This is a genomic window from Leptospira kemamanensis (assembly GCF_004769665.1).
GTDB lineage: Bacteria > Spirochaetota > Leptospiria > Leptospirales > Leptospiraceae > Leptospira_A > Leptospira_A kemamanensis.
The window spans coordinates 264,381-288,853 of record NZ_RQGG01000043.1; the positions used below are offsets into that span (position 1 = coordinate 264,381).

Annotated in this window: 16 protein-coding genes; 4 read left to right on the plus strand and 12 right to left on the minus strand. The window is 40.3% G+C overall.

Annotated features, from left to right (window positions below; translation table 11 throughout):
• The first annotated feature begins 111 nt into the window (after positions 1-111).
• Complete coding sequence (locus EHQ59_RS15585) at positions 112-567, plus strand: DUF1499 domain-containing protein (RefSeq protein WP_135620602.1); 456 nt, start codon at positions 112-114, stop codon at positions 565-567.
• Positions 568-672: 105 nt separating this feature from the next.
• Here the strand turns inward: EHQ59_RS15585 and carB are convergent, their stop codons facing one another.
• The 6 genes from carB to EHQ59_RS15615 form a co-directional block, all read right to left on the minus strand.
• Positions 673-3,984 (minus strand): carbamoyl-phosphate synthase large subunit, encoded by a 3,312-nt coding sequence (gene carB, locus EHQ59_RS15590; protein ID WP_135620603.1) that lies wholly within the window; start codon positions 3,982-3,984, stop codon positions 673-675.
• Between the two features lie 17 nt (positions 3,985-4,001).
• Positions 4,002-6,272 (minus strand): sulfatase family protein, encoded by a 2,271-nt coding sequence (locus EHQ59_RS15595; RefSeq protein ID WP_135620680.1) that lies wholly within the window; start codon positions 6,270-6,272, stop codon positions 4,002-4,004.
• A 41-nt stretch (positions 6,273-6,313) separates the two neighbouring features.
• A complete protein-coding gene (locus EHQ59_RS15600) occupies positions 6,314-11,917 on the minus strand; it encodes an alpha-2-macroglobulin family protein (RefSeq protein WP_135620605.1) in 5,604 nt (1,867 codons plus the stop codon).
• A 175-nt stretch (positions 11,918-12,092) separates the two neighbouring features.
• Positions 12,093-12,890: a hypothetical protein gene (locus EHQ59_RS15605; RefSeq protein WP_135620606.1), complete on the minus strand. Its 798-nt coding sequence runs from the start codon at positions 12,888-12,890 to the stop codon at positions 12,093-12,095.
• Between the two features lie 13 nt (positions 12,891-12,903).
• Positions 12,904-14,055 carry an LIC10775 family protein gene (locus EHQ59_RS15610; protein WP_135620682.1) on the minus strand — a complete coding sequence of 384 codons (1,152 nt, stop codon included), beginning with the start codon at positions 14,053-14,055 and terminating at the stop codon, positions 12,904-12,906.
• 3 nt (positions 14,056-14,058) lie between these two features.
• Positions 14,059-15,525, minus strand: coding sequence for a hypothetical protein (locus EHQ59_RS15615; protein ID WP_135620608.1), 1,467 nt, complete (start codon positions 15,523-15,525; stop codon positions 14,059-14,061).
• Positions 15,526-15,619: 94 nt separating this feature from the next.
• On the opposite strand from EHQ59_RS15615, the gene EHQ59_RS15620 reads away from it, so the two are divergent.
• Complete coding sequence (locus tag EHQ59_RS15620) at positions 15,620-15,889, plus strand: hypothetical protein (RefSeq protein WP_208652429.1); 270 nt, start codon at positions 15,620-15,622, stop codon at positions 15,887-15,889.
• Positions 15,890-15,891: 2 nt separating this feature from the next.
• Here the strand turns inward: EHQ59_RS15620 and EHQ59_RS15625 are convergent, their stop codons facing one another.
• The 3 genes from EHQ59_RS15625 to guaB are packed head-to-tail and all read right to left on the minus strand — an operon-like array spanning position 15,892 to position 18,890.
• Positions 15,892-16,575 carry a 16S rRNA (uracil(1498)-N(3))-methyltransferase gene (locus tag EHQ59_RS15625; RefSeq protein ID WP_135620610.1) on the minus strand — a complete coding sequence of 228 codons (684 nt, stop codon included), beginning with the start codon at positions 16,573-16,575 and terminating at the stop codon, positions 15,892-15,894.
• A gap of 8 nt (positions 16,576-16,583) precedes the next feature.
• A complete protein-coding gene (locus EHQ59_RS15630) occupies positions 16,584-17,354 on the minus strand; it encodes an outer membrane lipoprotein-sorting protein (protein ID WP_135620612.1) in 771 nt (256 codons plus the stop codon).
• Positions 17,355-17,363: 9 nt separating this feature from the next.
• The gene (gene guaB / locus EHQ59_RS15635) at positions 17,364-18,890 is read right to left on the minus strand and encodes an IMP dehydrogenase (protein WP_135620614.1); all 1,527 of its coding nucleotides are present in this window, start codon (positions 18,888-18,890) and stop codon (positions 17,364-17,366) included.
• Between the two features lie 97 nt (positions 18,891-18,987).
• Here guaB and EHQ59_RS15640 point away from each other — a divergent pair, with 97 nt between their 5' ends.
• Complete coding sequence (locus tag EHQ59_RS15640) at positions 18,988-20,145, plus strand: DUF1577 domain-containing protein (protein WP_135620616.1); 1,158 nt, start codon at positions 18,988-18,990, stop codon at positions 20,143-20,145.
• A 56-nt stretch (positions 20,146-20,201) separates the two neighbouring features.
• On the opposite strand, the gene EHQ59_RS15645 is transcribed toward EHQ59_RS15640, so the two are convergent.
• From EHQ59_RS15645 to EHQ59_RS17760, 3 genes are all read right to left on the minus strand, one after another.
• Entirely contained in the window at positions 20,202-22,118 is a 1,917-nt protein-coding gene (locus tag EHQ59_RS15645; RefSeq protein ID WP_135620618.1) for a B12-binding domain-containing radical SAM protein, read from the minus strand.
• 45 nt (positions 22,119-22,163) lie between these two features.
• Entirely contained in the window at positions 22,164-23,423 is a 1,260-nt protein-coding gene (locus tag EHQ59_RS15650) for an EAL domain-containing protein (RefSeq protein ID WP_135620620.1), read from the minus strand.
• Between the two features lie 196 nt (positions 23,424-23,619).
• Entirely contained in the window at positions 23,620-23,790 is a 171-nt protein-coding gene (locus tag EHQ59_RS17760) for a hypothetical protein (protein WP_167481423.1), read from the minus strand.
• Positions 23,791-23,869: 79 nt separating this feature from the next.
• Here EHQ59_RS17760 and tmk point away from each other — a divergent pair, with 79 nt between their 5' ends.
• Entirely contained in the window at positions 23,870-24,472 is a 603-nt protein-coding gene (tmk, locus tag EHQ59_RS15655) for a dTMP kinase (RefSeq protein ID WP_135620622.1), read from the plus strand.
• Position 24,473 lies beyond the last annotated feature (1 nt).

Here is a 24,473-nt window from a genome sequence, read left to right on the forward strand (position 1 = left end):
AATGTTTGAATGATTGATTTTCAAAAGTGATCCATTTCCCATTTTTTAAAAAATTTTGGCTCCGATTGCTACAGGAATCGGGGTCAAAGATAGAGTAAAGAGTCAGAAGATATGAGACAATACCAAACCACCACTGCCATTGCAGGATTTTTTAGCATCCTGTTTTTCATCCAATGTACGGGCACAAGACCAGACAATTTAGGAATCCGTTCCGGAAAACTAAACGACTGTCCCAAAACTCCCAATTGTATCAGTAGTTTTGCAGACACAAACGACAAAGAACATTATCGAAACGCAGAACCATATAAAAAACCAACCGCGGATGCCTTATCTGTTTTGAAACAAAGGATTTTGGAAACCCCTCGCACAAAGATCATCAAAGAAGAAAACAATTACCTCTATGTAGAATTTACATCGCTACTCATGCGGTATGTGGATGACGTAGAATTTTATTTTGATGAAAAAACAAAACTATTACATTTTCGATCTGCGTCACGGTTGGGCAAATCCGATTTGGGTGTGAACCGAAAACGAATTGAGACCTTACTGAAAGACATCCAAATTTAAACTTCAAACCAAACGTAGCCAAACCAAGGGATTCTGAACTAAGAACCCTTGGTCCCGCGCATAGAAACGAATTTGTTTTGTTTCCATTCGTTTCCGATTTTGCTTTTACTTCTTTTTGTGAATCTCTTGCAAAGAATTCACAGAATAACCTTTGTCTTTCATCTCCACCAAACCATGAATGAGTGCCTTGGCAGCTTGTGATGTTGTGAGGCAAGGAACTTTGTATTTGATGGCCGCTTGCCGAATCGTAAATGCATTTTCGCGAGTCACTCTTGAGAGTGGAGTGTTGATGATCAGATGGATTTTTTTCTCTTTGATGTAATCAATCACATTTGGGAAATAACCATCATAAATTTTATTGATTTTACTAGATAAGATCCCGTTGTCCGATAAAAACTTATGTGTTCCTTCGGTAGCAATGATATTATACCCCAAATTGGATAATGACCTCACCGATTCCAATAATTCCTTTTTGGTTTTATCGTTGATTGTTACAAAAACAGTTCCGTGTTTTGGAGGTTCTTCCCCTGCCATAATTTGAGCTTTGACAAAGGCTTCCCCCTTCGTGGCAGCAACTCCCATCACTTCTCCAGTGGATCTCATTTCTGGACCAAGGATTGTATCCACACCAGGAAATTTACTAAATGGTAACACCGCTTCTTTCACAGTGATCATTGGTGCAGAAAAACGTTTCCCTAGTTTAAAAGAAGAGAGGCTTTCACCTAACATAAGTCTAACTGCAATTTTCACAACAGGGATTCCAATGGATTTGGCTACAAAAGGAACTGTTCTGGAAGCTCTCGGGTTTACTTCTAATACATAGAGGGTTTCGTCTTTAATCGCATATTGCACATTGATGAGTCCCTTCACATCTAGCTCTAAGGCTAAGCGGTGAGTGGCTTCCTCAATCTCTTGGATCATTTTTTGGGAAATACTTTGTGGAGGTAACACACAAGCTGAATCCCCTGAGTGAATTCCGGCCTCTTCAATGTGTTCCATTATACCCGCAATAAACACATCTTTTCCATCACAAAGGGCATCCACATCCACTTCTGTTGCATCTTGTAAAAAGGAATCCACAAGAAGTGGTCTATCTTCCGACACTTCTTCTGCTTCTTCCATATATTTATCTAATTCAATTTCTTCATTAACAATGAGCATCGCACGGCCACCTAACACATAAGATGGTCTAACAAGAACTGGGTAACCAATTTTTCTTGCGATTTCTCTCGCTTTGTCTTTAGAAGAGGCAATTCCGTTTTCAGGGGACTTAAGATTTAATTTTTCTAATACTTCAGCAAAACGTTTTCTGTCTTCCGCACGGTCGATAGAATCGGGACTTGTTCCAAGGATTGGAACACCTCTTTTTTCCAATGCTTTGGCGAGTTTTAAAGGTGTTTGACCACCTAACTGTACAATCACTCCGTCTGGCCTTTCTTTTTTGAAAATCGCCATCACATCTTCTAAACTAAGAGGCTCAAAATACAATCTGTCCGAAGTATCGTAATCAGTAGAAACCGTTTCAGGATTCGAATTGACCATAATGGATTCAACTCCTGCTTCCTGTAAGGAAAAGGAGGCATGGCAACAGCAGTAGTCAAATTCGATCCCTTGACCAATTCGGTTTGGACCTCCCCCAAGGATCATTACCTTTTTCTTGGAAGTGACATCCGATTCATCTTCTTCATCATAAGAAGAATACATGTAAGGTGTAAAGGCTTCGAATTCACCAGCACAAGTATCAATTCGTTTGTATACGGGTTGGATATTCTTTTCTTCTAAGTAAGATTCAATTTTTTCTTCTTCTTCTCTTAAGGTTTTATCCACTTTTGCTTTTGTGATATCAATGGCTGCACCACTTCTCACTTGCGCTAAAATTTGTTCTTCTTTGGTAAGGAAAGCAAGTTGTCTGTTGGAAAAACCTGCTTGTTTCATTTCCACAATGATGGCATTTCCTTCTTTGCGGTATTTGTTTTCTAATTGGAAAAGTTCTTCAAATTGATACAAAAACCAAGGATCAATTTTACAAATTTCATGGATCTCTTCCACACTCATTCCAAAATCAAATGCCATTTTCACATAAAAAATACGTTTGTCAGTCGGACGTTTTACTTTCGCAGTGAGCCAAGTTTTACGTTCTTCTTTAGGAACCGCTTCCCATTCCATGAGTTCTTTTAAATACCCATCACTTCCAAAACCGAATCGGTCTGTTTCTAATGACCTCAGTGCTTTTTGAAAACTCTCTTTGAAGTTACGACCAATGGCCATTGCTTCCCCTACTGCTTTCATCTGAACCCCTAAAGTGGTATCAGAACCAGGGAATTTTTCAAAGGCAAATCTTGGGATTTTTGTGACAACATAATCGATGGACGGTTCAAAACTAGCAGGTGTTACACGAGTGATATCATTTCGAATTTCATCTAAAGTGTATCCGATTGATAATAAAGCGGCAATTTTTGCAATTGGGAATCCAGTTGCTTTCGATGCAAGGGCAGAGGAACGAGAAACCCTTGGATTCATTTCGATCACAATCACATCTCCATTCTCTGGATTTACAGCAAATTGGATATTCGATCCACCTGTTTCCACACCAATCTCTCGGATGATGTCAATAGACATATCTCGAAGTCTTTGGTATTCTTTGTCACTTAACGTTTGTTGTGGGGCAACTGTAATGGAATCTCCTGTATGAACACCCATTGGGTCTAAGTTTTCGATGGAACAAATGATGACTACGTTGTCATTGAGATCACGCATCACTTCCAACTCAAATTCCTTCCAACCCATAACCGATTCTTCCACGAGGATTTGAGAAATCGGAGATGCTGATAAACCTTTTTGAGCAATGTCTTCAAACTCAGATTCATCATAACAAGTTCCACCACCGGTTCCACCTAAGGTGAAAGCGGGGCGGATGATGATCGGAAAACCAATTTCGTCTTTTGCCTTCCTTGCGGCTTCCATATCGGAAACCATAAAGGACTTCGCCACTCGGATTCCGAGTTTTTCCATGGCGAGTTTAAATAGTTCTCTGTCTTCGGCTTTGCGAATGGCATCTACTTTAGCACCAATCAGCTCCACATTGTATTTTTCCAAAATTCCTTCTCTATGAAGGGCAAGAGCTAAGTTGAGAGCAGTTTGTCCACCTACTGTTGGTAAGATGGCATCTGGTTTTTCTTTTTTGATGATTTTTTCTAAAACGGGAACAGTAAGAGGTTCGATGTAAGTGGCATCCGCAAGATCGGGATCCGTCATGATGGTGGCTGGATTCGAATTCACCAAGATGACTCGAATTCCTTTTTCCCGTAGAGCTTTTGTCGCCTGGGTTCCCGAGTAGTCAAACTCACATGCCTGCCCGATGACGATTGGTCCGGATCCAATGATCAAAATTGATTTTAAGTCGTTACGTTGCGGCATAGTTTCCTCTTTTTTTCTTATAAGTTTTCATTGATGTCAGATAAAGAACTTGGTATTAAATATTCTCCGGCAAGAGAAGCACTCTCCCACTTCACCACCGTTTTGTATAAAACTTCCTTCATTTTGGAAGCCATGGGATGATTGGGATACAGATTCGCTTGATTTAAGGGATCCTTTTTTCGATCATATAACTCAAACTTTACACCTTCCCTTGTAGGAATGTAAATGAGTTTGTATTGCGAGTTTTGAATGCTTCTGTGTTTGGAAAAGGCAATGGTCTCTCGATAAATCGGATCCGTGATCATAATTTGGTAATCTTCTTCGGGAACCACTTGGTGTAGGGATAAAATATTGGGGTAAGGGATTCTTTGTTTTTGGAAAAAATGATTTCCTACATCGGAAAACCAAATCCCCGTTTCCGCATACACAAAACGATCCTCTTTCCAATCCTTTTCGCCAAGAACGGCTAACAACGATTTGCCTGGATATTCCGATGTTTCTGTAATTTCAAAATAATCCAAAAGAGTGGGCATTAAATCCACACTGGATGTGATTCCCGTAAACTCTCTTTCATTTTTTGGGATTTCTTGAAACTTGGAAGACTTGGGAAATTTGATCATGAAAGGAACATGAGTTACAGATTCTCCCCGTAAATGTTCCCCGTGCCCTTGGCCGTGGATGTCTTCATACAAAGCTTCTCCATGGTCGGCGGTGAGGATGATGATGGCATCTTCGTAAATTCCCTTTTCTTTTAGATAACCTACCATATCTCCAAACTCTAGGTCAAAGGCATATACAGCGCTATCAAATAAGTTACGAATTTGAGAGATTTCATCGGTATTCGGAAGGTTAGAATCTGTTGGATCTACAAACTTTAGATACTTGTATTTACCGTAATAATTTGGATTCGTATAACGTTTATAATGCGGATATGAAGGTGTATATGGAAAGTGGATCACACTGGAAAAATAGGTAATGGAGTAAGGAGATTGATTGCGTTCTTTCACAAGTTGACGAAAGCGGCTTGTAAGCCTTTCTCCATCTCCCCAAGTGGAAAGTCCATTCAGCTCTTCCAAATACATCCCACCCGAAAACCAAGAACCAACGAGAAACGGTAAAAGAAAAATTTGTGTTTCGGCAGTCCTTTGGACTGTCATGATCCTTGCATTGAAGTTGGGAGCATACACGGCATCAAAACCAAAGTTTGCCCTTGGAAAAATGTCCGCTGCAAAACTGCCGATGGCAAAGTGATCATATCCAATTTTTTTTAGGATCTGTTGGATGGTAGGATATGAAGAAGTGCCGATCCGTTGTTTTTCCTCTGGGGAAGGGAACATATCTCGAATTTTATGATCCATCGCATATTTGCCAGTGAGTGTATCTGTCCAACTGGGAAAAGTGCGTGGAATCGTTGTATGGTGGTCATGGAATTGAAACGCGTCTTTTTGAAACAAATCAATGTTTGGTGTGATGGACTCACCATTGACTTTGAATCCAATTTTATCATAACGCAAAGAATCAGCAGATAAGATAAAAATCGGAGGTTTCCCTTTTACTTGGGAATACCGCAAAGACGAAATTCCAATCCAAAAACTTGGAAGAAGATACAACATCAAAATCAAAACAAGAAGAATTCCATACGTTTTGATATGTACATTTTGGTAACGATTTCCCTGCCAAAATATAAAGGCAAAATAAACAAGGCCGAGCCAATACAAACCATGGATATGAAACAAACCTAAAACTAGAACATGTAGGACGGCAAAAAAACTTTCCTTTGTTTTATGTTGAAGGAGTTTCGTAAAAACAGTTCCAAGGACAAAACATAAAAATAGGAACAAACCCAAGGAAGGTAAAATCGGAGAAATATGATCCGTTAAAAAATATAAAATGGGCGCAAAACTGGGATACCGGAAGAAAAAAAATTCTCCATAGATTTGGGGGAATTGGATCATGGATTGGATAAGGGCCAACACTTCGATGAGAAACACAATCCCCACTAACACATACCATCGGGGATTCAATTTTTTCCAAAAAGAAACAACCAAATTCACAAGGGTGAATAAACAGGCATGAAGAAAAAGGGAAACCGAAAAAACCTTAAACGTCGTCGATAGATAAACCCCAAAAAAAGCACCTAAGTACTGTTTGAGGAAGTCACCAACATCAACTCCCATAATGGTAAAACTAGTATTAAAGATTAGGAAAAATAGATAAAAAAAAACTGAATAATAGAGGGAAATTTTAAAAACGCGGATTGGGAAAAGAGGGGCTTGGTTCGGACCCATTAGAGTCATCATTCCAAACCCTCTTTATCCGTAAACTTTTCCTAGTCCTTATTTTCCGAAATCCTGACGATTTCGTTCGGCCATTCCGCGTGGGTTTCCGGTGAATACATAGCCTCTACCCGTGTGGATGGCATCACAAAGTTCCCCACATGGTTCAAACGATAACTGTGTTCGATCACGTGTTTTCCTTTTGGCAAATACTCAAAATAGGCTCGGTAGAGGGATAAGGTTTTTTCCTCAAAACTGAGATAATAGGATGTATCGAGAGGCCGGTCTTGTCCAATTTGGGATTCGCGCCCAAACCCACGTCCGAGAGGTAAGGAACCTGGCGGAATCGGGTCTTCCACAACCACCCAAGTTTTATCCGAGTCAGCATCGATTTCGAGTTTCACTTTGATGGTATCGCCTTTCGAGAAAACTCCTTGTTTTGCTACTTGGAGTGGTTCCCAAGTCCGTTTGATGCGATAACCACTGGAGATTGGTTCCTTCAAAGGCAAAATACTTTGCACAGACCATTCCAACCAGGGTTTTCCTTTGCCCTCATAACTCACGGTAACCGATTCTGGGTTCATCCCCAGGGTTTGTGTGACAGTTTGTTTTCCATTTGGTTCCAATGAAAAACTTTCTTTGTCCGTTTGGATTTTCACTTTGCCACCTGCTACCTTTTCTCCTTCGATGAGTTTACTCACTCGATCAAAAACAAGAACAGAATAGGCATTCCCAAGTGTACTATCATACTTACCTTGTTTTTGCATTTTGACAAAGGCTTTGATGATTCGAGGCATATCTTTTTTATAACTAGGTTCGGACATCGACCATAATAAAAATTTGGCCATGGTATAATCCCTACTTCCGAGAATCCACCAAGGATTTGTAAATCCTGAATCGGCAACGATGAGTTCCGTACCTTGTAAATTGAGTTTTGATCGCAAAACACTAAATAAACGATTTTTAATCTTTGGATCGGCTCCATTCACTCGGTTATAAATTTCCGATAAATCGATTAGAGAAGCCGTTGGTAAAAATTCCATACCTTCAAAGATCGGCCGAACTTGTTCCCACTCATAAGTTTGGTAACGAGTCAGTGCTTCCCAAACAATGATTTTCCGTACAACGAGGTCTGCCCCAAACCGGTATCTCTCCCCGCTGACTCTTCCATCTAAAAATCCTTGGAGACCATTTGTCATTTTGACCAAAGTTTCTTCTGGAATTGTTTTGTTAGAGAGTTTAGCGGATGTTAACACATAAGCAGTGAGAATTTCACTTCCATGTTCCATACGGGCAAAATATTTCACAAGGCCATCATAGTCTAAAAAGGAATTTAAGTCACCGAGGACATCACTCCACAATGCATCGGATCGTAAACCAATGGCTTTGGAAACCCTTTGTTCCATACAAGAATAGGGATAGGTTTGGAAGAATTTTTGGATTCCACCAATACTTGTGAGAATGGTAGGAGATGCCTTCCAAACCATTTTGCCCGTATTCGGTTTGGAACCAGGTGGTGTCACAACATTGTCTTTCCAAGGAGCCTCATACAAAAAAAGTCCCGCTTGGTAAACACGTTCCGTAAAGGCAGGAATCACAGTCTGTTCCACCGAAAGAGAATCCATCACCGTTCCATTCGGAGAGGAAACTTCGAGAGAAAACTTCCGTTTGGTGGTATCTTCGGGAACGGTTAAATCCCAAGTGATGAGTTTTGTTTCTCCAGGTGCCAACATCGCAGACTTGGTTTCCAAATCTGATTTGACTTCTAATCCATTTTTTAAATCCACCACACTCAGTCGAACACGGAGTTGTTCTTTTGTATCCCCAGCGTTCCTTAAATTGACTTCATGTTGCAATGTATCACCTAATCGAACAACAGGTGGGATACCCGAAAACGATTGGATTTTTTGCGAAGTTTGGATTTTGGCCATACCCGTTCCAAACTCTTTGGCTCCCGAAGTGGCAATGGCAACAATACGAAATGTAGTTAGGGAATCGTTTAATGGAAAACTGAATTTAAATTTTCCATCTTTTCCGACAATGGCTTTTCCTTTCCAATACAGTAAGGTTTCAAATAAGGAACGTGTGGATTGTTTTCCACCCCCTCCTCCTTCTGGTTTTGCTTTCAAACCAAAATGTCGTTTTCCAATGATTTGGGACTGGGCCGTGGAGGTCACAACTTGGTGTGGTCTGGAACCCATCATGGCATCTAACAAATTCCAGGTGGGATTCGGTGATAGTTCGAGTAAGGCTTCATCCACCACAGCCAATGCCACTTCCGTACCTTCTGTAGGTATCTTTCCATCCGCTGTTTTGATTTCCAGTTCTACGTCCGCAGTTTCCCTGACTTGGTATTGTTTTTTACTTGGGTTTACTGAAACGGACAAACTGTACGGTTTGTAACCCACCTTTAACATTGATAATCCCAATCGGTAACTTGGTTTGGCTAAATCCACAAGGCCTGTGGGTTTTGGATCTCCCATACGGCCCCTCACGAGAAAAACAGAGACATATACATTGGGTGCGTATTCTTTTTTGATCGGAATATTGACAAAGGGATCTTTTCCGCTAACAGGGGTGACAAAATAATCAATGACACCTTCTCGTTCCAAAGTCACAAGAGCAGTTCCTTCTCGAAAAGGAGAGCGAACTTGTACTTTAATGGTTTCACCGACATCGACAGAACGTTTTTCAGGAAGGATGTCCATTCGGTTATGATCACTCACATCAAACCATACTTCTTCCTTAGCACTGACCCATACGTTATAACTCGAGTTTGTGATCCTCCCGTTTTTATCTTTGGTTTCTGCAATGAATACGATATCACCAGTGGCAGGAGATTTTCCCTCGCAAATCAATATCCCTTTGGAATCGGTTTTTCCTTCACAGAAATCACCCAAACGACTGACTTCTTCATAATGTTCATAGGCATAAAACCCGCCGACCAAACGTTTCCTGTTGGAATAAAATTCCTTTTTAAAAGCATTCACTTTAATTTTTTGGGAAACTACAGGTTTGTCTTTGGAGTCTAGAACAACTAACTGGAGTTTGACTTTGTCTTCTGTAAAATACCAACCATCCGGTAATATTCCCAAATGGAGTTCCGAAGGTGATACGGGAAAACTACGAGAGATGGTATGGATCTCTCCTGTGGGATCTGCATATTCCATTTCCACTTGGAAGTTACCATAACCTGGAATGGATTTTAAATCAGTAAAGGTATGAGATAAAAATCCTTTTTCATCCGTTTTGGAACTAGTCGAAAGAACTTTTGGTTTGGTTTCCTCCACTTCTTCCTCTTCATAGCCACTGACTTTCCATTTCCCTTCTTTTAAGGAATCGGGTGAAAAACTAAATGCGGAATACTCTTCTTTCGGTGAATAAAAACTAGGAACAACTTGGGAACGAATTTTCACAGGAACAAGAGAGGCACCACCTCCCGAAAGGTATTCCAATCCAAACAAAACTTTTGCTTCTTTCGGCGAGACCAGGTTTTGTGAATCTCCTGCGAGTTGGATATTTCCTTTCAGGACAGGAAGACGAAATTCTTCCACTCGAAACTGTGTGATGGTACGTCCGTAACTTGTGTCTTCTTGGTTATAAGGATAGGTGACTAAATAAACACCATGTTTGGCATTTTTAGGAATTTTGAATTCGGATTCCGCATGCCCAGGAAAAGACCAAACCAGGGGAGACGTATAACTTTCTCCTGAACCTTCGTGTTTGATCACAACTGCTATGGGATAATCTTTTGGTTCTGCAGGTAATAAACCTTTATTTCCAAAACTACGACGAACATGTTTTAGGTGAACCGTCTCTCCTTTTTTAAAAAGAGTTCTATCCAGGATGATGGATTCTAAATAATTCGCATATCCAGTGTTTGCCTGTGGCAATTGGTAACGCCAACTTTCAATTCCTTTCTCCCATGTACTGGAAGTAAAACTGATATCATCATTTTTTTGCGCAAAAATAGTAAGTCCAGAACCTAACTCATGATAACCGCAATAGGGAACTTCTTGGAAATTGATATTTCCAAATAACATGGTTCCATCTTTTCCTGTGATCCCTGCCCCTCTAAGATTTCCATTACAATCTAAAATTTTGATTTGGACACCTGACTCTGGTAATCCACTCTCTAAGTTTGTGACCCAAACGAGACTTGTATCTTTCCCCCATTTGAAATGAGGAGATAAATTCGTCACAAGGGCAGAACTGGATACATACATCTTTTTTCCTTCGCCTTCGGCAAAAAGATGATTGGCAAGCACTTCGCTTGCGATCTCCACCACATAAAAACCAGGGGAATCAAAAGGAATTCCCACAACTTCCATCGGTTTTTTCCCGTTCGGTTTTGGCAATTGGAAGGAAGTAACTTTTGCATTGGAAACCGGTGTTTGGAAAACCGATTGGTTACGTTCGACTCGAGACAGAGCTTGGAACCATTTTTGGATTTCCAAAATGTCCATTGTCTTTTGGCTTTTACCTCCCATCCCAAGAGAAGTAGATTTCGCGGGCAAACTAACTTCTAAGTTCCGTAAGGTGACAGGTAATGCTGGATTTGCTTTCGCTTCTAAAATACCAAACCTACCACTAAATTTGGCAAGGGGAGGAAATTCATCAGTTTTAAACTTTAAAGGAAAGGATGCGCTATTCGCCAAACTTCTGTTTGCATCATCAACAAGATCAGGAATTTTGATTTCAAATTCTGTATTTTCTGGAAATGGTCCAGGAAAACTCACCCAATCTGAAAATTCATTCCCTTTTCCACCTGACTTTTGTTTGGGGTATTCCTGTCCATCCTTACCCACTAACTTAATTTTTTCGAGAAGTGTTTGGGAGACAGGGGAATTAAATGATAAACTAACAGGGAGTATGGGAATACAATTGGCATCCGCTGTGGTTCGTTCACAACTAAACCTAGCCGAAAACACAGGTCTTACTGTAAACGATTTCACTTCATCTTCAGGAATCTCTCCTCCCCAAATGGATTTGATTCCTTTGCCGAGTACGAGTTGAATTTGCCGATCAGGTAAAAAGGTTTGTTTGGCTTTTAGAACAACGGTTTCTTCTTTGTCTTTTTTACCCAGGGATTGTAAAAATGTTTTTCGTTCTGAACCTGTGATGAGAACGACTGGGATTCGATTTCCTAACTCTTCTGATCGAAAGTATGCAAACTTTTGAAAACTACTTAGATCTGGAATTCCATCTAAGTGTAACAAAAACACTTGGTCTTCGGAAATGGAACTGCCGTTATATGGAGATGAATATTTAATGGAAGGTCCACCTGTATGAAACTGAAACGAAGTTTCCCCTTGGATTTTTTCCCCGCTGAAGGATTTGGTTCCCTCTTTTAGTTCAAACTGACAAACCACTCCTCCAGGCACTGGTTTTTCAAACTCATATACCCAAGTGGTCGAATCTATGAATCGACTGGTTCCTGGAAATGGACATTTGATTTGGAAAATTTCTGTGACTGGCCGAATGTCCCCGAGAGCCACCATCGGTTTTGTAAACCGAACGGTGACTTGTTTCGGAGTTTTGACAAATCCATTTGGTGTAAAAAATTCAATGGAAGGGGGAAGGCTTTGGGAGAAATCAACCTGCACCAAAACAAGGGATAGAAAAACCAAAAAGACAACTCGGAGCCTTGAGAACATGGAGAGAAATTAGAAAAGCGAATGGGTTTGGAAAGAAAAAAAAGAAAATCAGGGATATTGGCCCCTCCCTGCGGGTCTCATAAGGAGAAACATCTATGAACGATTTTTAGACCCATGGAAAATGATTTCGGTTTTCAAAATCTTTTCAGATCCAGACAATTCTTAAAAAAAATAACTAACGAGACCCAAACCAATTTGTCGGAAAATACACGACAACTCCCCAGAGAAGCAAAAGCAAAATCCAAAAGAGAAAAGAATACATCCCTTTCGTTTCCATTTCCCGATCCAAACGATCTTTCCAGATGAAAAAGACTGCCTCCTCTGGAAACGTTTGGTTTTCCGATTCCCAGAGGGATTCTCGTAATAAAATCCCTCCTGAATAGAGACTTGAGATTTGGCAGTGCCCGGAATCTTTCGAATAACAAATGGCATACAAAGGAATCTTCGTTTCCTTTCCTGAGACAGGGCGAATCCGTTTGTATTGAAATGTGATGATCGGTCCGTAAACAGAACCACCAGAACGCCGTCTAACAAGAAGTGGCGAACGAAAACTTCCGCTCTCTTTTTCGTCTAAATAAAATTCCTTTAGATATAAATAACGATACCCTAAATGAGAAGAGATGTTTTCTGGTAAAACATCAAATTGAGAGGTGAGGCCTAATTTGTAACCGATCACATCTCCCAAAAACAAAAGTACATTTCCTCCGGAAACCAACGAGATCACAACAGCAATCAACAATGTATATCCATAGGTTCTTGTGAGATGGATTCCTAAAAATACAAGGGGTAAAAAGAAAAAAAGTAAAACCCAAATCGAATTCGAAAGTGGCCAGTATACACCAAAGGGAAGTAAGGTGAGTGTAAACAAAAAGATCAAAAGAAGTCCAATCCAAAAAACAACAAACGGGGAAGGAGAATTTCCATTGGGTTCTGGTTTTTTAGAAGATCTGTTTTCCACAAAGGAGGAAATCATATTCGGTCTTCCTTTAGTCCTTCACGGTAAAACTAGAGCGAATGGTATTCCAATACGTAACGGCAATTTCCTTTTCCCGTTTTGGATAGGATAAAGATAAAAAATACCCTCTTGGTGCATTGTATACATAGTATTCCATCATCTCCATAGGGATAGGATTTCCTATCTCATCCACTTCCACCCATTCACTCAAATATCCTCCATTTTGTTCGGTTCGTTTGAATTGAATCATCCTCATTTGGCTTTTGGATAAAGAACGAACCGAATCCCAAAACACAAAATAATTTTTTGAGTTCCGAAGTGGTCTCAGTTTATCAAAACTAGAACCGATGGACAATATGATTTTGGGTAAGGTTTTTTTATTTTTTCCAGAGGTTTGCAGTTTTAAAGCTTCGTCCCATTCTGTTTGCCCTTCAGGAAGATAATTGGACAAAAATTTCACGAATCGGACGATCCGATAGATGCTATCTCGGTTTTCTCCATACATTCCTAAACGAGTTCCATAGAGACCTTCATATCGTAAGGAAGACGGGATTTTCAATCGGTATCGAAACGACTCCGATTCCAAATACAAATAGTCCATGGGAGAGATTTCATCCACATAACAGCCATAAGGATCACTCACTAAATCCAATGGAATGGTTTGGTCCGACCATTCATTGGCAGCTCGGTTTGTGATTTCATTGGAACGAATGAGCCATTCGGGAAAAAAACCCGGGTCTTTTTCTTTTTTTAAGCGGTAACAAAGATGAATTCCTTTTCCGAGGAATACAACATCCTTTTCCTTACGCACTTCATACAGAACTTCCACTTCTTTGGCGGCGATATCTGCTTCCATTTGCGCGGGAAATTCTTTGTAGTATTCATCATCGATCAAAAATCGAATTTTGCCTGAAGGGGAAACTAAGTAGTTACGACCAAAACGATCTTTTTTTTTCACGGAAGATTGTTTGTTTTTGAATTCAGATAAAAAGCGGTGGTAACTTCGAATCTCTTCTTCTTCTGCATCGGGAATCCAGGGTTTTTGGAGTAAGGGATCCACGATGATTTCTGTTTTGGGTTGGGAATGGAGAGAAAAACTGACAACCGCTAATAGAAATAGGTAACGAACAAAGATGATCTTTGGTATGGATCGAATTTTGAGAGATGAGTTCTCTCCTTCCATCATTTATACCTGGAATTTGGATTGGATGAAATTGAGAGCCATGGTGAAGATTTTCGAAAATTCCTTTTTATGAGTTTCTTCATTCACCCGTGATAAGATGCCACGAAGTAAGGTTTGCACCTGCGCATAATTGGGAACTTCGTAAAAAGACTTTTGGATATGGGGCCAAGCCATCTTCACAATCTGCATAAATTCAGGACTTCCTTTTTTGAATTCCTGAATCATTCGATCTAACGTCAGTTTGACGATCTGATAGTTTTTGATTTTTTTGACGATCCCTTTTAGAACTTCTGGTTTGAGTTCCGATTTGGAACTCATCATTTGGAAAAGGGAATTCCAATCCACTACTTCATTTTTTTGTTCTTTTAAAACTTGTGTGCGTAACGAAACCACTGCTTTGTCAAATTCGGATAATGTACGCAACCAATTTTGGTAACCTACTTGGTCACCTTTGGTTTGGTAGGTGGTAATGGTTTGCACCAAATCCATAAATTCTTTGACGGAATAATTGCCAAGGCGCACCAAATTGAGATCAGGCGGTGGTGGAGGTGGAGTTACTTCTTCTTCGTATTCAATTCCTAAGTCATTTGAAAAATCATCCTCTTCGTCAGAGTTGGATGAGGAAGACTCACTTCCCCCGGAAGAATCATCAAATTCTAAATCTTCAATTTCATATTCTTCTTTCGGATTGGCAGATGCGGAGTTAGAACTACTTTCTGAATGAGGAGTGTCGGTAACTTCAGGTCCGATTTTGATTTCTAAACGTTCTCCAGTGAGAGTATCACCAAAGGTTTCTACAATTTCTAGTAGGATGGATTTGTCCTTTTCGGGAATTAAGGATTGTTTTTTGACAACAGGCGTAGGAGGAGCATTGGCAACGGCAAGAGCTTCTGTTAAGGATACAGGTTCTTTTTCGGAATCAGTTCCTGCTGGCATGGCAAGGGCTGCTTTCGCGGAAGCAGCCATGAGGCCTTGTGGTTCGATGATCTCTCCCGTGAGTGGATTTTCGAGAACCATCAAAATGCCTTTTTGTGCGAACACAAAGTCCTTGGGATGAGTGACTTGTAAACGTTCTACGATTTCTTCTGTGATGGAAGTATAACTTGGTGCAGGTGCATTTTCCAATTTATCCAATTCTTGGCTTTTGAGTTTCTCTTGGACCTTGGATAAAACTTCGATAAAATTGGAATTGAGGTAAGCGGAAACTTCTTCTTTTGGCACACCTAAGATTGTGGCAAATTGGGGCAGATGTTCAAAGAACTGATCTGTTTTTTTGATATTCCCCGTCATGTAGGACTTAATTTGTTTTGCCACCTCGTCCACTTTGGCCGGGTCCATTTTTTTGGCTTTGAGCAGGCGTTTGAAAATATCGATATGAGCATGGAAATAGGACAAAAATTCCCCATACGCGGTGAATTCATATTCGCCCTGTCCTTTTTTCTCTAACACTTTTTTAGAATTTTCTGCCATAACCGAATCTCATCCAATGCATAGGAAAAGTCACAAGGGTCAAGATTTTTACGAACCGATTGACGAAATGGTAGTAGAGAAGAGTCTTAGTGTTATGAAACGTTTTTTTTTACTGATTGTGCTTAGTTTTGTCGTGTTCTTCTCTACATCTTGTAGCGAACGAAAAGACACAACCTTACAGAGAAACCTTTTTACCTTCCTGGTTTCCTGCACGGGAGGAAGTTTAGACGCTTGTAATTCCGGTTGTGCTGCTCAGTACCCAGACATCACAGGACCCAATTACACAGCTGCGTCTACTTGTTTTAGCAATTGTACTACCAATTGCAATTTATCCGGAACTCTTTTGTTACTAACCAACAAATAAATTCAAACGGTTCCATAGACCAAAAAACTCGCGGCGACTATGCCGCAAGTTTCCGTTCGGAGCACCCCACCAGGTAAGGTGACACGAACGATTTTGTTTTCTTCCATCCATTTTTCTTCATCCACATGATACCCACCTTCTGGCCCAATCACAGGAATTCTGTTTTGTAAGGAAATCATCTGAAACGGCTTTTTTCCAAAGGGATGGAATACCACCAAACTTTCTTTATGTGCTTCCATCCAATCTTTTGCAGATTCAATCGAAAGTTTTAAGATCTCTGTTTGTTTGGATTGGGCGGCCGCTTCTTTTACAATTTTTTCTGCTCGATCCAAATTGAATTCTTTGCGAATGGAATGGCGAAAGACTAAAAATACCACTTGATCCAAACCAATCTCTGTCACTTTCTGTAGGAAAAAATCCAAACGATTTCCTTTTGGAAGTGCGATGGCTATTTTTTTCGGATTTGTTTTTTTTGGTACAAATTCTTCCGACTGAAAGGAGATGTCTTTGGAATTGGGTGTGTATACATAATTAAAGAGACCACCTTCTCCATCACGAATCTGAATGATGGTAGATTCGTTTTGCAAACGAAGAGCCCGAAGGTGATTTAACTCTTCTTTGGAAAGTTGTATAAATTCTTTTTTTAGAAAGGGTGTCCGAAAGAGGATGAGACCTGGCTCTACCAAAATGATTGTTACCGGCTCAAGTTATCCACATTAAAAAGGGAAGCATCGGGATTTACCGTTTTGTCCACTTCTTGGATTTCCCACACAGTGATACTACCTGTATTTAAGTCTAACATCTCCAATCGAGAGGCTTTTTGGATTTCTTCCACTTTGCCTCCATTGTCTTTGATTTTAACAGGACCATATTTTAAGTTCAAAGTTTTGAATAAAATTCCATCCCGGTCATGAAAATCGACGCGGTATGGTTTTAGGTCTTTTTTACCAACAAGTAAGACTAACTTCTTATAAAAATAAGGCAAAATGGGTTTGAGGGAAACACGGTAATACACTTCCCCACCAATTTCCAAATCCCCATTCACAAGAGGATTGTAATTGGCCTGATAGGAATAACCTGACATGTCCACATAAAAGAATCCTGTACCCATCAGGGATTCGTATTTTTCATCATCCGTTTTACGAAAGAGTTTCGCACTGAGAACATTGAAGAAAAATACATTCTCCCCTTCATCTTTTGTGAGTAATTTAGATTCTAAACCTCTCCCTTTGCGATCAAACAAAAGCAGAGCATCTTCCCCATTAAAAAATCTGTTAATTTTCCATGTTTCAGATGTTCCATTTCTACGAATGAGCACGTAAGTTCCTTTCACGAGACCTTTTCCGAAATCCATTTCTCGGTCGAGCCTCGCTAAAAGTTCCTGCGCCGACAAACTTGTATCAGGCGCTTGTGCCTCCAGAGAGGCAAAACACAAAAGGAAAGATAAAATCAAAATTTTTCGCATGTGATTTCTTTATTCAGCTCTCATTGATGGTTTTGTATAAGAATACAATCCATGAACACTTCCTTGGGCCTGTGCTGATTCCGTTCTACGTTCAAAACGAAGTTTTCCTTCTCGAAGTGCCTTATGGAGATCAGTGATATTGCGGTATCCCATATCTTGGAAACTTTGACGAAGACCTTGCACCAGGTAGGGAATGAGATTAAGAACCGAACCTTTGTCCACAACATAACCAGAGACACCTTGTGCTACTTTGATCTTTTGGGATTCAGAGAAATATCGTTTGTCCCCACCCTTACTCATCGCTTCCAAACTCGCCATTCCTCTGTATTTTTTTAGACGAATTCCATTCTCATAAAAATACTCACCGGGTGCTTCTTTTGTTCCCGCAAACATGGAACCCATCATACACATGGATGCTCCAATCGCAAGTGCATTGGCAATATCACCAATGTTTGAGATTCCACCGTCAGCAATCACGGGAACTCCATGTGCTTGTGCATACTCGGCAGTTTTGAAAACTGCAGTCGCTTGTGCACGGCCAACTGCCATGGTATCTTGTGTGATACAAATGGAACCAGGTCCCATTCCGATCCTAAGACCATCAGCCCCAGCAGCAATTAAATTGGCAGCTTGTGCTTTGGTCACCACGTTCCCACCAATCACATCAATGTTTGGGAAATTGGATTTAATCCATTGGATCATCTCAATTTGGTAACTAGAATTTCCTTGGGCGGAATCAATGATGATAGCATCCACACCCACAGCTGCAAGAGCTGCCATCCGATCGCGTGACTCTGGTAAGGTGGAAAGTGCTGCTCCCACACGAAGTCGTTTTTGGTCATCTTTCGAGGATTGAGGAAACTCTTTGTTTTTTTTCAGGTCACTACGGCAAATGAGTGCAACCAGTTTTCCTTGTTTGTCAACGATAGGGAGTTTTCCTTTTTTACTCGTGCGAAGGATGTCGTTTGCTTCTCGTAAGCTGATACCTACGTTTGCAGTAATGAGTTCAGTTGTCATCACCTTACCGAGTTTAATGTCACGATCTCTTTCAAAATCCACATCTCGGTTGGTCACAATGCCCACTAACTTGGTGCTTGCGGTTCCATCTTCTGTGATGGGGATTCCACTGAAACCATACTTTTCTTTTACGGCATCTAAATCAGCAAGGGTATGTTCCGGAGAAAGTAAAATCGGATCTTTGATAAATCCATTTTCAAATCGTTTGACCTTACGGACCAAATCAACTTGTTCCTCTATCGTATTATTATAATGTATGATTCCAATTCCACCCATCAATGCCTGGGCAATCGCCATCTCAGACTCTGTGACTGTGTCCATCGGAGAACTCATAAGTGGTCTTTTGAGAGATATATTTTTAGAAAGTTTTGTTTCGAGATCCACATCGCTTGGATTGAAGTCTATATATCCGGGTAGTACTAAAAAATCTCGATACGTGAGTCCCATGTTGACCGAGAAGAGCTCTTGTCCACTGACTCCATCGAAAAGCTCAGATCCTGGTAGGGGGTGATTTGACATAATTATCCTTCCTTTTTCTACTTTAGGTAAGAAAACTCTGCGTGCAAGAGAATTTCAGGTGAAAATGGGCCGATAATAGTAAGTAACACGACCTTTTATGGAAACAGTAGAAAGAAATAAACGTTCCTTGGATGTTTTTTCCGACACGGAAAAAAAACTGCATGTTTTAACGAAATTTTTGTTAAACCAAGAGTTGAATCTAAAAGATGACGTGCATTCCGGCGAAATTTGTTATCTGAAAAAAGTTTCCCAAGATGGAAACAAAATCCTCGTGGGTGTGCGCCCCACCATCACCCTATCTGTAGGCCAAAAAATCACTCTCTACAAAATTCTTGGGCGTTACCTCCACTTAGAATGTACGGTGGAACAAGACAAGGGTGAGTCACAATACATCCTTCAATTGAATAAAATTGCCATCGCCAAAAAAGACAGAGAAAGTTCGAGAATCCCAGTGCCTCCTGGGTCCGCCTGGATCACCAATGTGGTTTCTAGCAAAGCCAAAATCGAAACCGATATGTTCCATGTGCCAACTGCTGTGAAGGTGAACTTCCAGGATTACGAAACAAAACTCAAAAACAGCGTGGATTTTATTAAAATATCTACCTTCAATTCAAGGGAAGATAGCGAAGTCATCAAACTGATCAAAAAATCGAAAAAAGGTCTACTGCTGGAAGACGTAAATAATAGGGAATGTTACGAAACTTCACCTAACGAGGACTTTATCGTTTTTGCTGATGAAATAGACGAAGACATCAACAAAGAAATCAACAACCGTCGAAATTTAAAAATCAAATCCGAACTCATCCTTCCTGTTTTGTATTTGAATGATGAAGATGAATCCATCCCCATCGGTTACATTCATATGCAAAGCAAAACAGAAAATTTTGACCTCTTAAAAGCCATGGAGATGAAAACTCTTTGTTTTGAGATGGTTGACCGAATCCGCCATTCCAACATGATCAAATCAGATGGAAAATTTCCTGTTATCGATATCTCGGAAGGTGGACTGAAAGTCATCGTTGACCATCCCGATCTCATCCAAAGTTTACCAAAACTTTCGGGTTTCCAATTTGATATCTTTTTTAAGATGCAATCCCCTCTCACTGCTTTTGGACAAATCAAAACCATTACCAAAAATGAAGAAGGCCACCTCACCGTGGGACTTGCGATTGCAGGCCACTCTTCCCGAGCTGGTGAGAAAAAACGATTTTTAGAAAACGTAGAATTCTTTCGCAAACAACTCCAAAAGAATTAAATGGAAACAATCGGAATCGAATCGATTCTGACCTGGAGCGTATAACGCAAGTTTGGTTACAATTCCCCATACCCTAACACTTCGTGGCACCATCTTTCTTCCAAGCTTCTTGCCGAAAACGTAATCGTTTCTGGGTCCATTGCCTCTTTTAAAAATTGCCAATCCTTGGGAGTGACCGTCTCCCCGTTCACAAGATAAAAATAAGAATCTTCTGGATCCAATTGGGAAATCTCTTCGGGGGGGATCCTCTCATAAACTAAAAAGGATTCCGTTCCTTCTAAGTCGTTACGCCAATTTCGTAAATTCTCCTTCCCTTCTGGGAGAACAAAAACCAAACGGTGTTGTAAGTTTTCGCCTCGGTAAGCCAATGTTTTGGCTAAGTAAGAATTACGATTGGAGTTTAGAACTTTCTCCATTGCAGATATTTCATTTGGTTTGGGAACTTGTGGTAACGTGATTACAAAATCAATCGTGCAAAACGGTTCTTTTACGATTTTCCATTGGATGATTGATAGAATCTCACGAAGCGATTCACCCAAAGAATTTGGATGAAACCAAACACTTTGGTGGCGCGTCCCTCGTTCCATAGATTGTATCTCGTTTTGTTTTCCTTCCCTTACATGATTCGGATACCAATCAAATCGATCTCTAAGCTTAGGATCTCGTTCACATAAAAAAGGACGAGGAAATTCGTCTAACCTTCGTTCCAATAAGTCTTCTGCAAAATACACAGAATCTCGTAAGGATTCCGGGCTAAAATTGGGTGTTTGGATGATTCGATAAGGTGGAGTTGGCATATAAATGAGGCCTTCTTTTTCGGCATCTTTACGCATACTTGTTCCTGGCAAAACAGAAAGAGGAAAGGCCTGAACCCACTCACCTAATCCATGTTCTAAGAAAAAATGAATTCCTCGTTCCACATCCTCCGGTGTATCACCAGGAAGACCAATGATGAGATCAAGCAGTAAGTCAATCCCTTCCCCCGCGAGCATCTTTGCCACTTCCGCCACTTTATGAGGGCTCCCGAAACGTTTCACTCGTTTGAGAGTTTCTTCATTCACTGACTGTAGTCCAAGTTCAATCCGATTAAATCCAGCTTTTCTAAGTTTGGTGGCAAGTTTGGGAGTGACTCCTTCCGAACGAAGTTCCGCAAACATCGTCATCTGTCCATCTTGGTTTACTTCGGCGATGGCATCTAAAAAATTTTCAAAACCTGGCCTATGATTGAAAGTGGGATCTAAAAATACAAGTTCCCTTGCTCCCTTCTCTTTTAAGTTGGAAATCAATTGTATCGTTTCTTTGATATCAAGGGTTCGTAAGTTTTGTGAAGACTTCGGATAAAAACAATACGTACACTGAGACTTACAACCCCTCACTGTTTCTAAATACGTCGAACGTTTGGGATTCACTGCAAGGTGGCCCGTTGTGTAAGGACTTGGAAAATCCGTCAAAGGGAAGTTTGCTGGTGCCGATTTCCCAAAGGCACTTAAGGTTCCGTCTTTTCTTCGATAGGCTACGTTTTCCAAATCTTCCAAAGAATCTTTTTTCAAAAGAGACTGCATCAGAGTTCGGAAATTGTGTTCCGCTTCGCCTGAAACGGCGATATCAAAGCCAGATTCACCGAGTACAAATGGGTTGTCTTCGTTTACCTCTGGCCCACCAATTAGGATTTGGATATTTGGATTTCGTTTTTTGACTTCCTTTGCGATATACAGACTGCGTTCTGTATTCCAAAGATACAAAGATAAACCTAAAAAGTCGGGACCTTCTTTACAAATTCGATCAATTAAATCGAGGTCACCTAGGGAATCTGTATCTTCAGGTGGGATGACGGAAGGGGTGATGCCATGGATGGGATTTTCTTTTGCTTCTAAGCAACTAGCTAAACTAGCAGCTGCTAGGGGAACATTACCCGTGGCCGCAAAATAACTTGGTGGAGGAACGGGTAATTGCAAAAACTGGATTTTTGCCATATCTCTTACCAGAATTCCTTATCCAATCCATTTACGCAAAACCTTTCAGCTACGTGAGACGACTACATCGATAAATAAAATCAAATTTTCAGAAAGGTTCCGAGCAAAAGTCCGTAACATCATTCGCTCAGAGATATCATGATACATATGGGAAAGGGTCCAGGCATCACGACTTGTTTTGGATTTGTGAAGGTGTTCAAAAAAATAGGGCCGAAAGGACCAGTTTTTTCCAAGAAAGGAATAATCAGGTTTCATTTCGCCAAAATCAGCTCGTGCATAATTGGGAGAAACTTGGAATCCCATATGGTTTGTGATGTACATGCGAAAAAAATCCCCATCTCCAAACACAGTTGTATTAAAATCTTCCTGCCATTCCCAAATCCCATCTTCTTCTCTAAATCCCATCACGATCTCAGATAATTTACTTTTCCAAATCGTTTCCCATTCAATTTGGTGATTCATTTCTTTTTGTTTCCTTGCATGGAAGTATTCCAAAGAAGATTGCATTTCGGATCGATATTGAAATCTTCCCGAAAATGGAATTTCTGGTTTTGCAAAGTAATAACCTTGGATGTAACGCGCACCATAGTTTAGGGCGTTGTACAATTCATCTTCGGACTCAATTCCTTCAAATAACAAACTACTCCCCAAAGACTCACCTAATTTGGATAAGTTGAGAAGGATTTCTTTGAAATTTCTAGAGAATGTGGACCTTCGTAACATTTGTAAATCCACTTTGATGATCTCGGGATGGAATAAACCAATTCGATCCAAATTACTTGCTTCCGATCCAGCATCATCTACAGCAATGGAAAAACCTTCCTTCCTGTACAAATTCAAAACTGGTTTTAGCAATTCTAAATTATGGGGAAATCTTTCTTCCGTAATTTCAATTACGATCCTTGTGGGATCAAGCCCCACTTCCCGCACCATCCGAATGGTTTGAGGCAAACTTGTCTCCAAGTGAAGAAGAGCATGGTATAAAATATTTGGTGAGATATTTAAGAATAATTTTGTTTCCGGTGGAGCATCGCTTGCAAACTTTTGTAATGCTGCGAATCGAATCTTCTCATCTACTTGTTTTTTTAAGAAAAATAACTCATCGTAACCTAAGGTGTGAGTGAGAAAAAATTCCCCTAAACTGAAAAAGCCTTGGGGTGTAGACAATCGCCCAAGAAGTTCATATCCGTAAATCCCTGTGGACTCTGAGGATAAAATGGGTTGGAACACAGGGGTCAATTCCCCAGAAGCAAGCCACTCTTTCCACTCCCGAACTAGTTTGTGACTTTCGCTTTCCATTGGCATAGTAAGATACATACAAACACGCTGCAAGATCGGTGCCATTGATCATTGTAGTGAAGTTTACTGCATCATGCTGAAACTTTCAGCAAAACTGAACATTTGGAGATTTTTTAAGGAATTTTTGTAGATTAATTTAGCAAAATGGTAAAAAAAAAGCCACCCAAGTCTCCTTGAGTGGCTTCTGAACTCCAAACACCAATTACTTGATGTCTCTTGCTCTTGTTTTGAATGATTCATCCAATTTTGGCTTCTTAGAAGGTTTTGGTTCTTCTACCACTGGCTGAGTAGGTTGTTTTACTTCCTCAGAGGCACAGTTGATCATAAATACAGCCAATAAAGCAATGATTAGCATAGACGAAATTTTTTTCATGTATTTGCTCCTTAGACTAAACTGTCGAAATTCGTAAATAAGTCGAGGAAAAAACGATGATTCTGAAAATGGAAGAGATATGCCTGTAAAGTCTCAATTTTTTGTCTTCGAAGGAATCGACGGTTCCGGGAAAACCACAGTTTCTAAAAGAGTTTCTGAAATTCTAAACACAAAATCCATCCCAAATCTATGGCATAGAGAACCAACCGACAGTGAGTTTGGTAAAAAAATTAGAGAATTCCTCCAAGAGAAAATCAAACTGAACCCAGAAGAACAACTCAAACTCTTTTTATCCGACAGAGAAGTATCCGTAAACGAGACCATCTTACCATCGCTAAAGAACGGACAATCCGTTGTCCAAGATCGTTATTATTTTTCCACCGCAGCTTACCAAGGAAGAGACGAAGAACATGCAGCGGACATTTTGTACATGAATGAGGACAAAGGGTTTCCAGAACCTAATCGAGTTTACTTTTTAGATCTTTCTCCCGAAGAAGCTTTGGAACGAAGGGCCACTCGAGGTGGGAATAAAGAAGTGTTTGATGAACAACTAGAACAAACCCGAATTTACCAAAACTATTTGGCCATCTTACCTGAATCCACGATCTTCGTGGATGCAACTGCAGATTTGGATGAGGTAGTCAATTTTTGTGTGGAAGATATCTTAAATTCGTTTTCGTAAA

What these genes read in the sequence shown, in the direction of transcription:
- EHQ59_RS15640 (WP_135620616.1), top strand. Translation starts at nt 18,988, where the DNA reads ATGGAAACAGTAGAAAGAAATAAACGTTCCTTGGATGTTTTTTCCGAC.
- EHQ59_RS15620 (WP_208652429.1), top strand. Translation starts at nt 15,620, where the DNA reads ATGAAACGTTTTTTTTTACTGATTGTGCTTAGTTTTGTCGTGTTCTTC.
- EHQ59_RS15610 (WP_135620682.1), bottom strand. Translation starts at nt 14,055, where the DNA reads ATGGAAGGAGAGAACTCATCTCTCAAAATTCGATCCATACCAAAGATC.
- tmk (WP_135620622.1), top strand. Translation starts at nt 23,870, where the DNA reads ATGCCTGTAAAGTCTCAATTTTTTGTCTTCGAAGGAATCGACGGTTCC.
- EHQ59_RS17760 (WP_167481423.1), bottom strand. Translation starts at nt 23,790, where the DNA reads ATGAAAAAAATTTCGTCTATGCTAATCATTGCTTTATTGGCTGTATTT.
- EHQ59_RS15615 (WP_135620608.1), bottom strand. Translation starts at nt 15,525, where the DNA reads ATGGCAGAAAATTCTAAAAAAGTGTTAGAGAAAAAAGGACAGGGCGAA.
- EHQ59_RS15605 (WP_135620606.1), bottom strand. Translation starts at nt 12,890, where the DNA reads ATGATTTCCTCCTTTGTGGAAAACAGATCTTCTAAAAAACCAGAACCC.
- EHQ59_RS15585 (WP_135620602.1), top strand. Translation starts at nt 112, where the DNA reads ATGAGACAATACCAAACCACCACTGCCATTGCAGGATTTTTTAGCATC.
- EHQ59_RS15595 (WP_135620680.1), bottom strand. Translation starts at nt 6,272, where the DNA reads ATGGGTCCGAACCAAGCCCCTCTTTTCCCAATCCGCGTTTTTAAAATT.
- guaB (WP_135620614.1), bottom strand. Translation starts at nt 18,890, where the DNA reads ATGTCAAATCACCCCCTACCAGGATCTGAGCTTTTCGATGGAGTCAGT.
- carB (WP_135620603.1), bottom strand. Translation starts at nt 3,984, where the DNA reads ATGCCGCAACGTAACGACTTAAAATCAATTTTGATCATTGGATCCGGA.
- EHQ59_RS15650 (WP_135620620.1), bottom strand. Translation starts at nt 23,423, where the DNA reads ATGCCAATGGAAAGCGAAAGTCACAAACTAGTTCGGGAGTGGAAAGAG.
- EHQ59_RS15630 (WP_135620612.1), bottom strand. Translation starts at nt 17,354, where the DNA reads ATGCGAAAAATTTTGATTTTATCTTTCCTTTTGTGTTTTGCCTCTCTG.
- EHQ59_RS15645 (WP_135620618.1), bottom strand. Translation starts at nt 22,118, where the DNA reads ATGGCAAAAATCCAGTTTTTGCAATTACCCGTTCCTCCACCAAGTTAT.
- EHQ59_RS15600 (WP_135620605.1), bottom strand. Translation starts at nt 11,917, where the DNA reads ATGTTCTCAAGGCTCCGAGTTGTCTTTTTGGTTTTTCTATCCCTTGTT.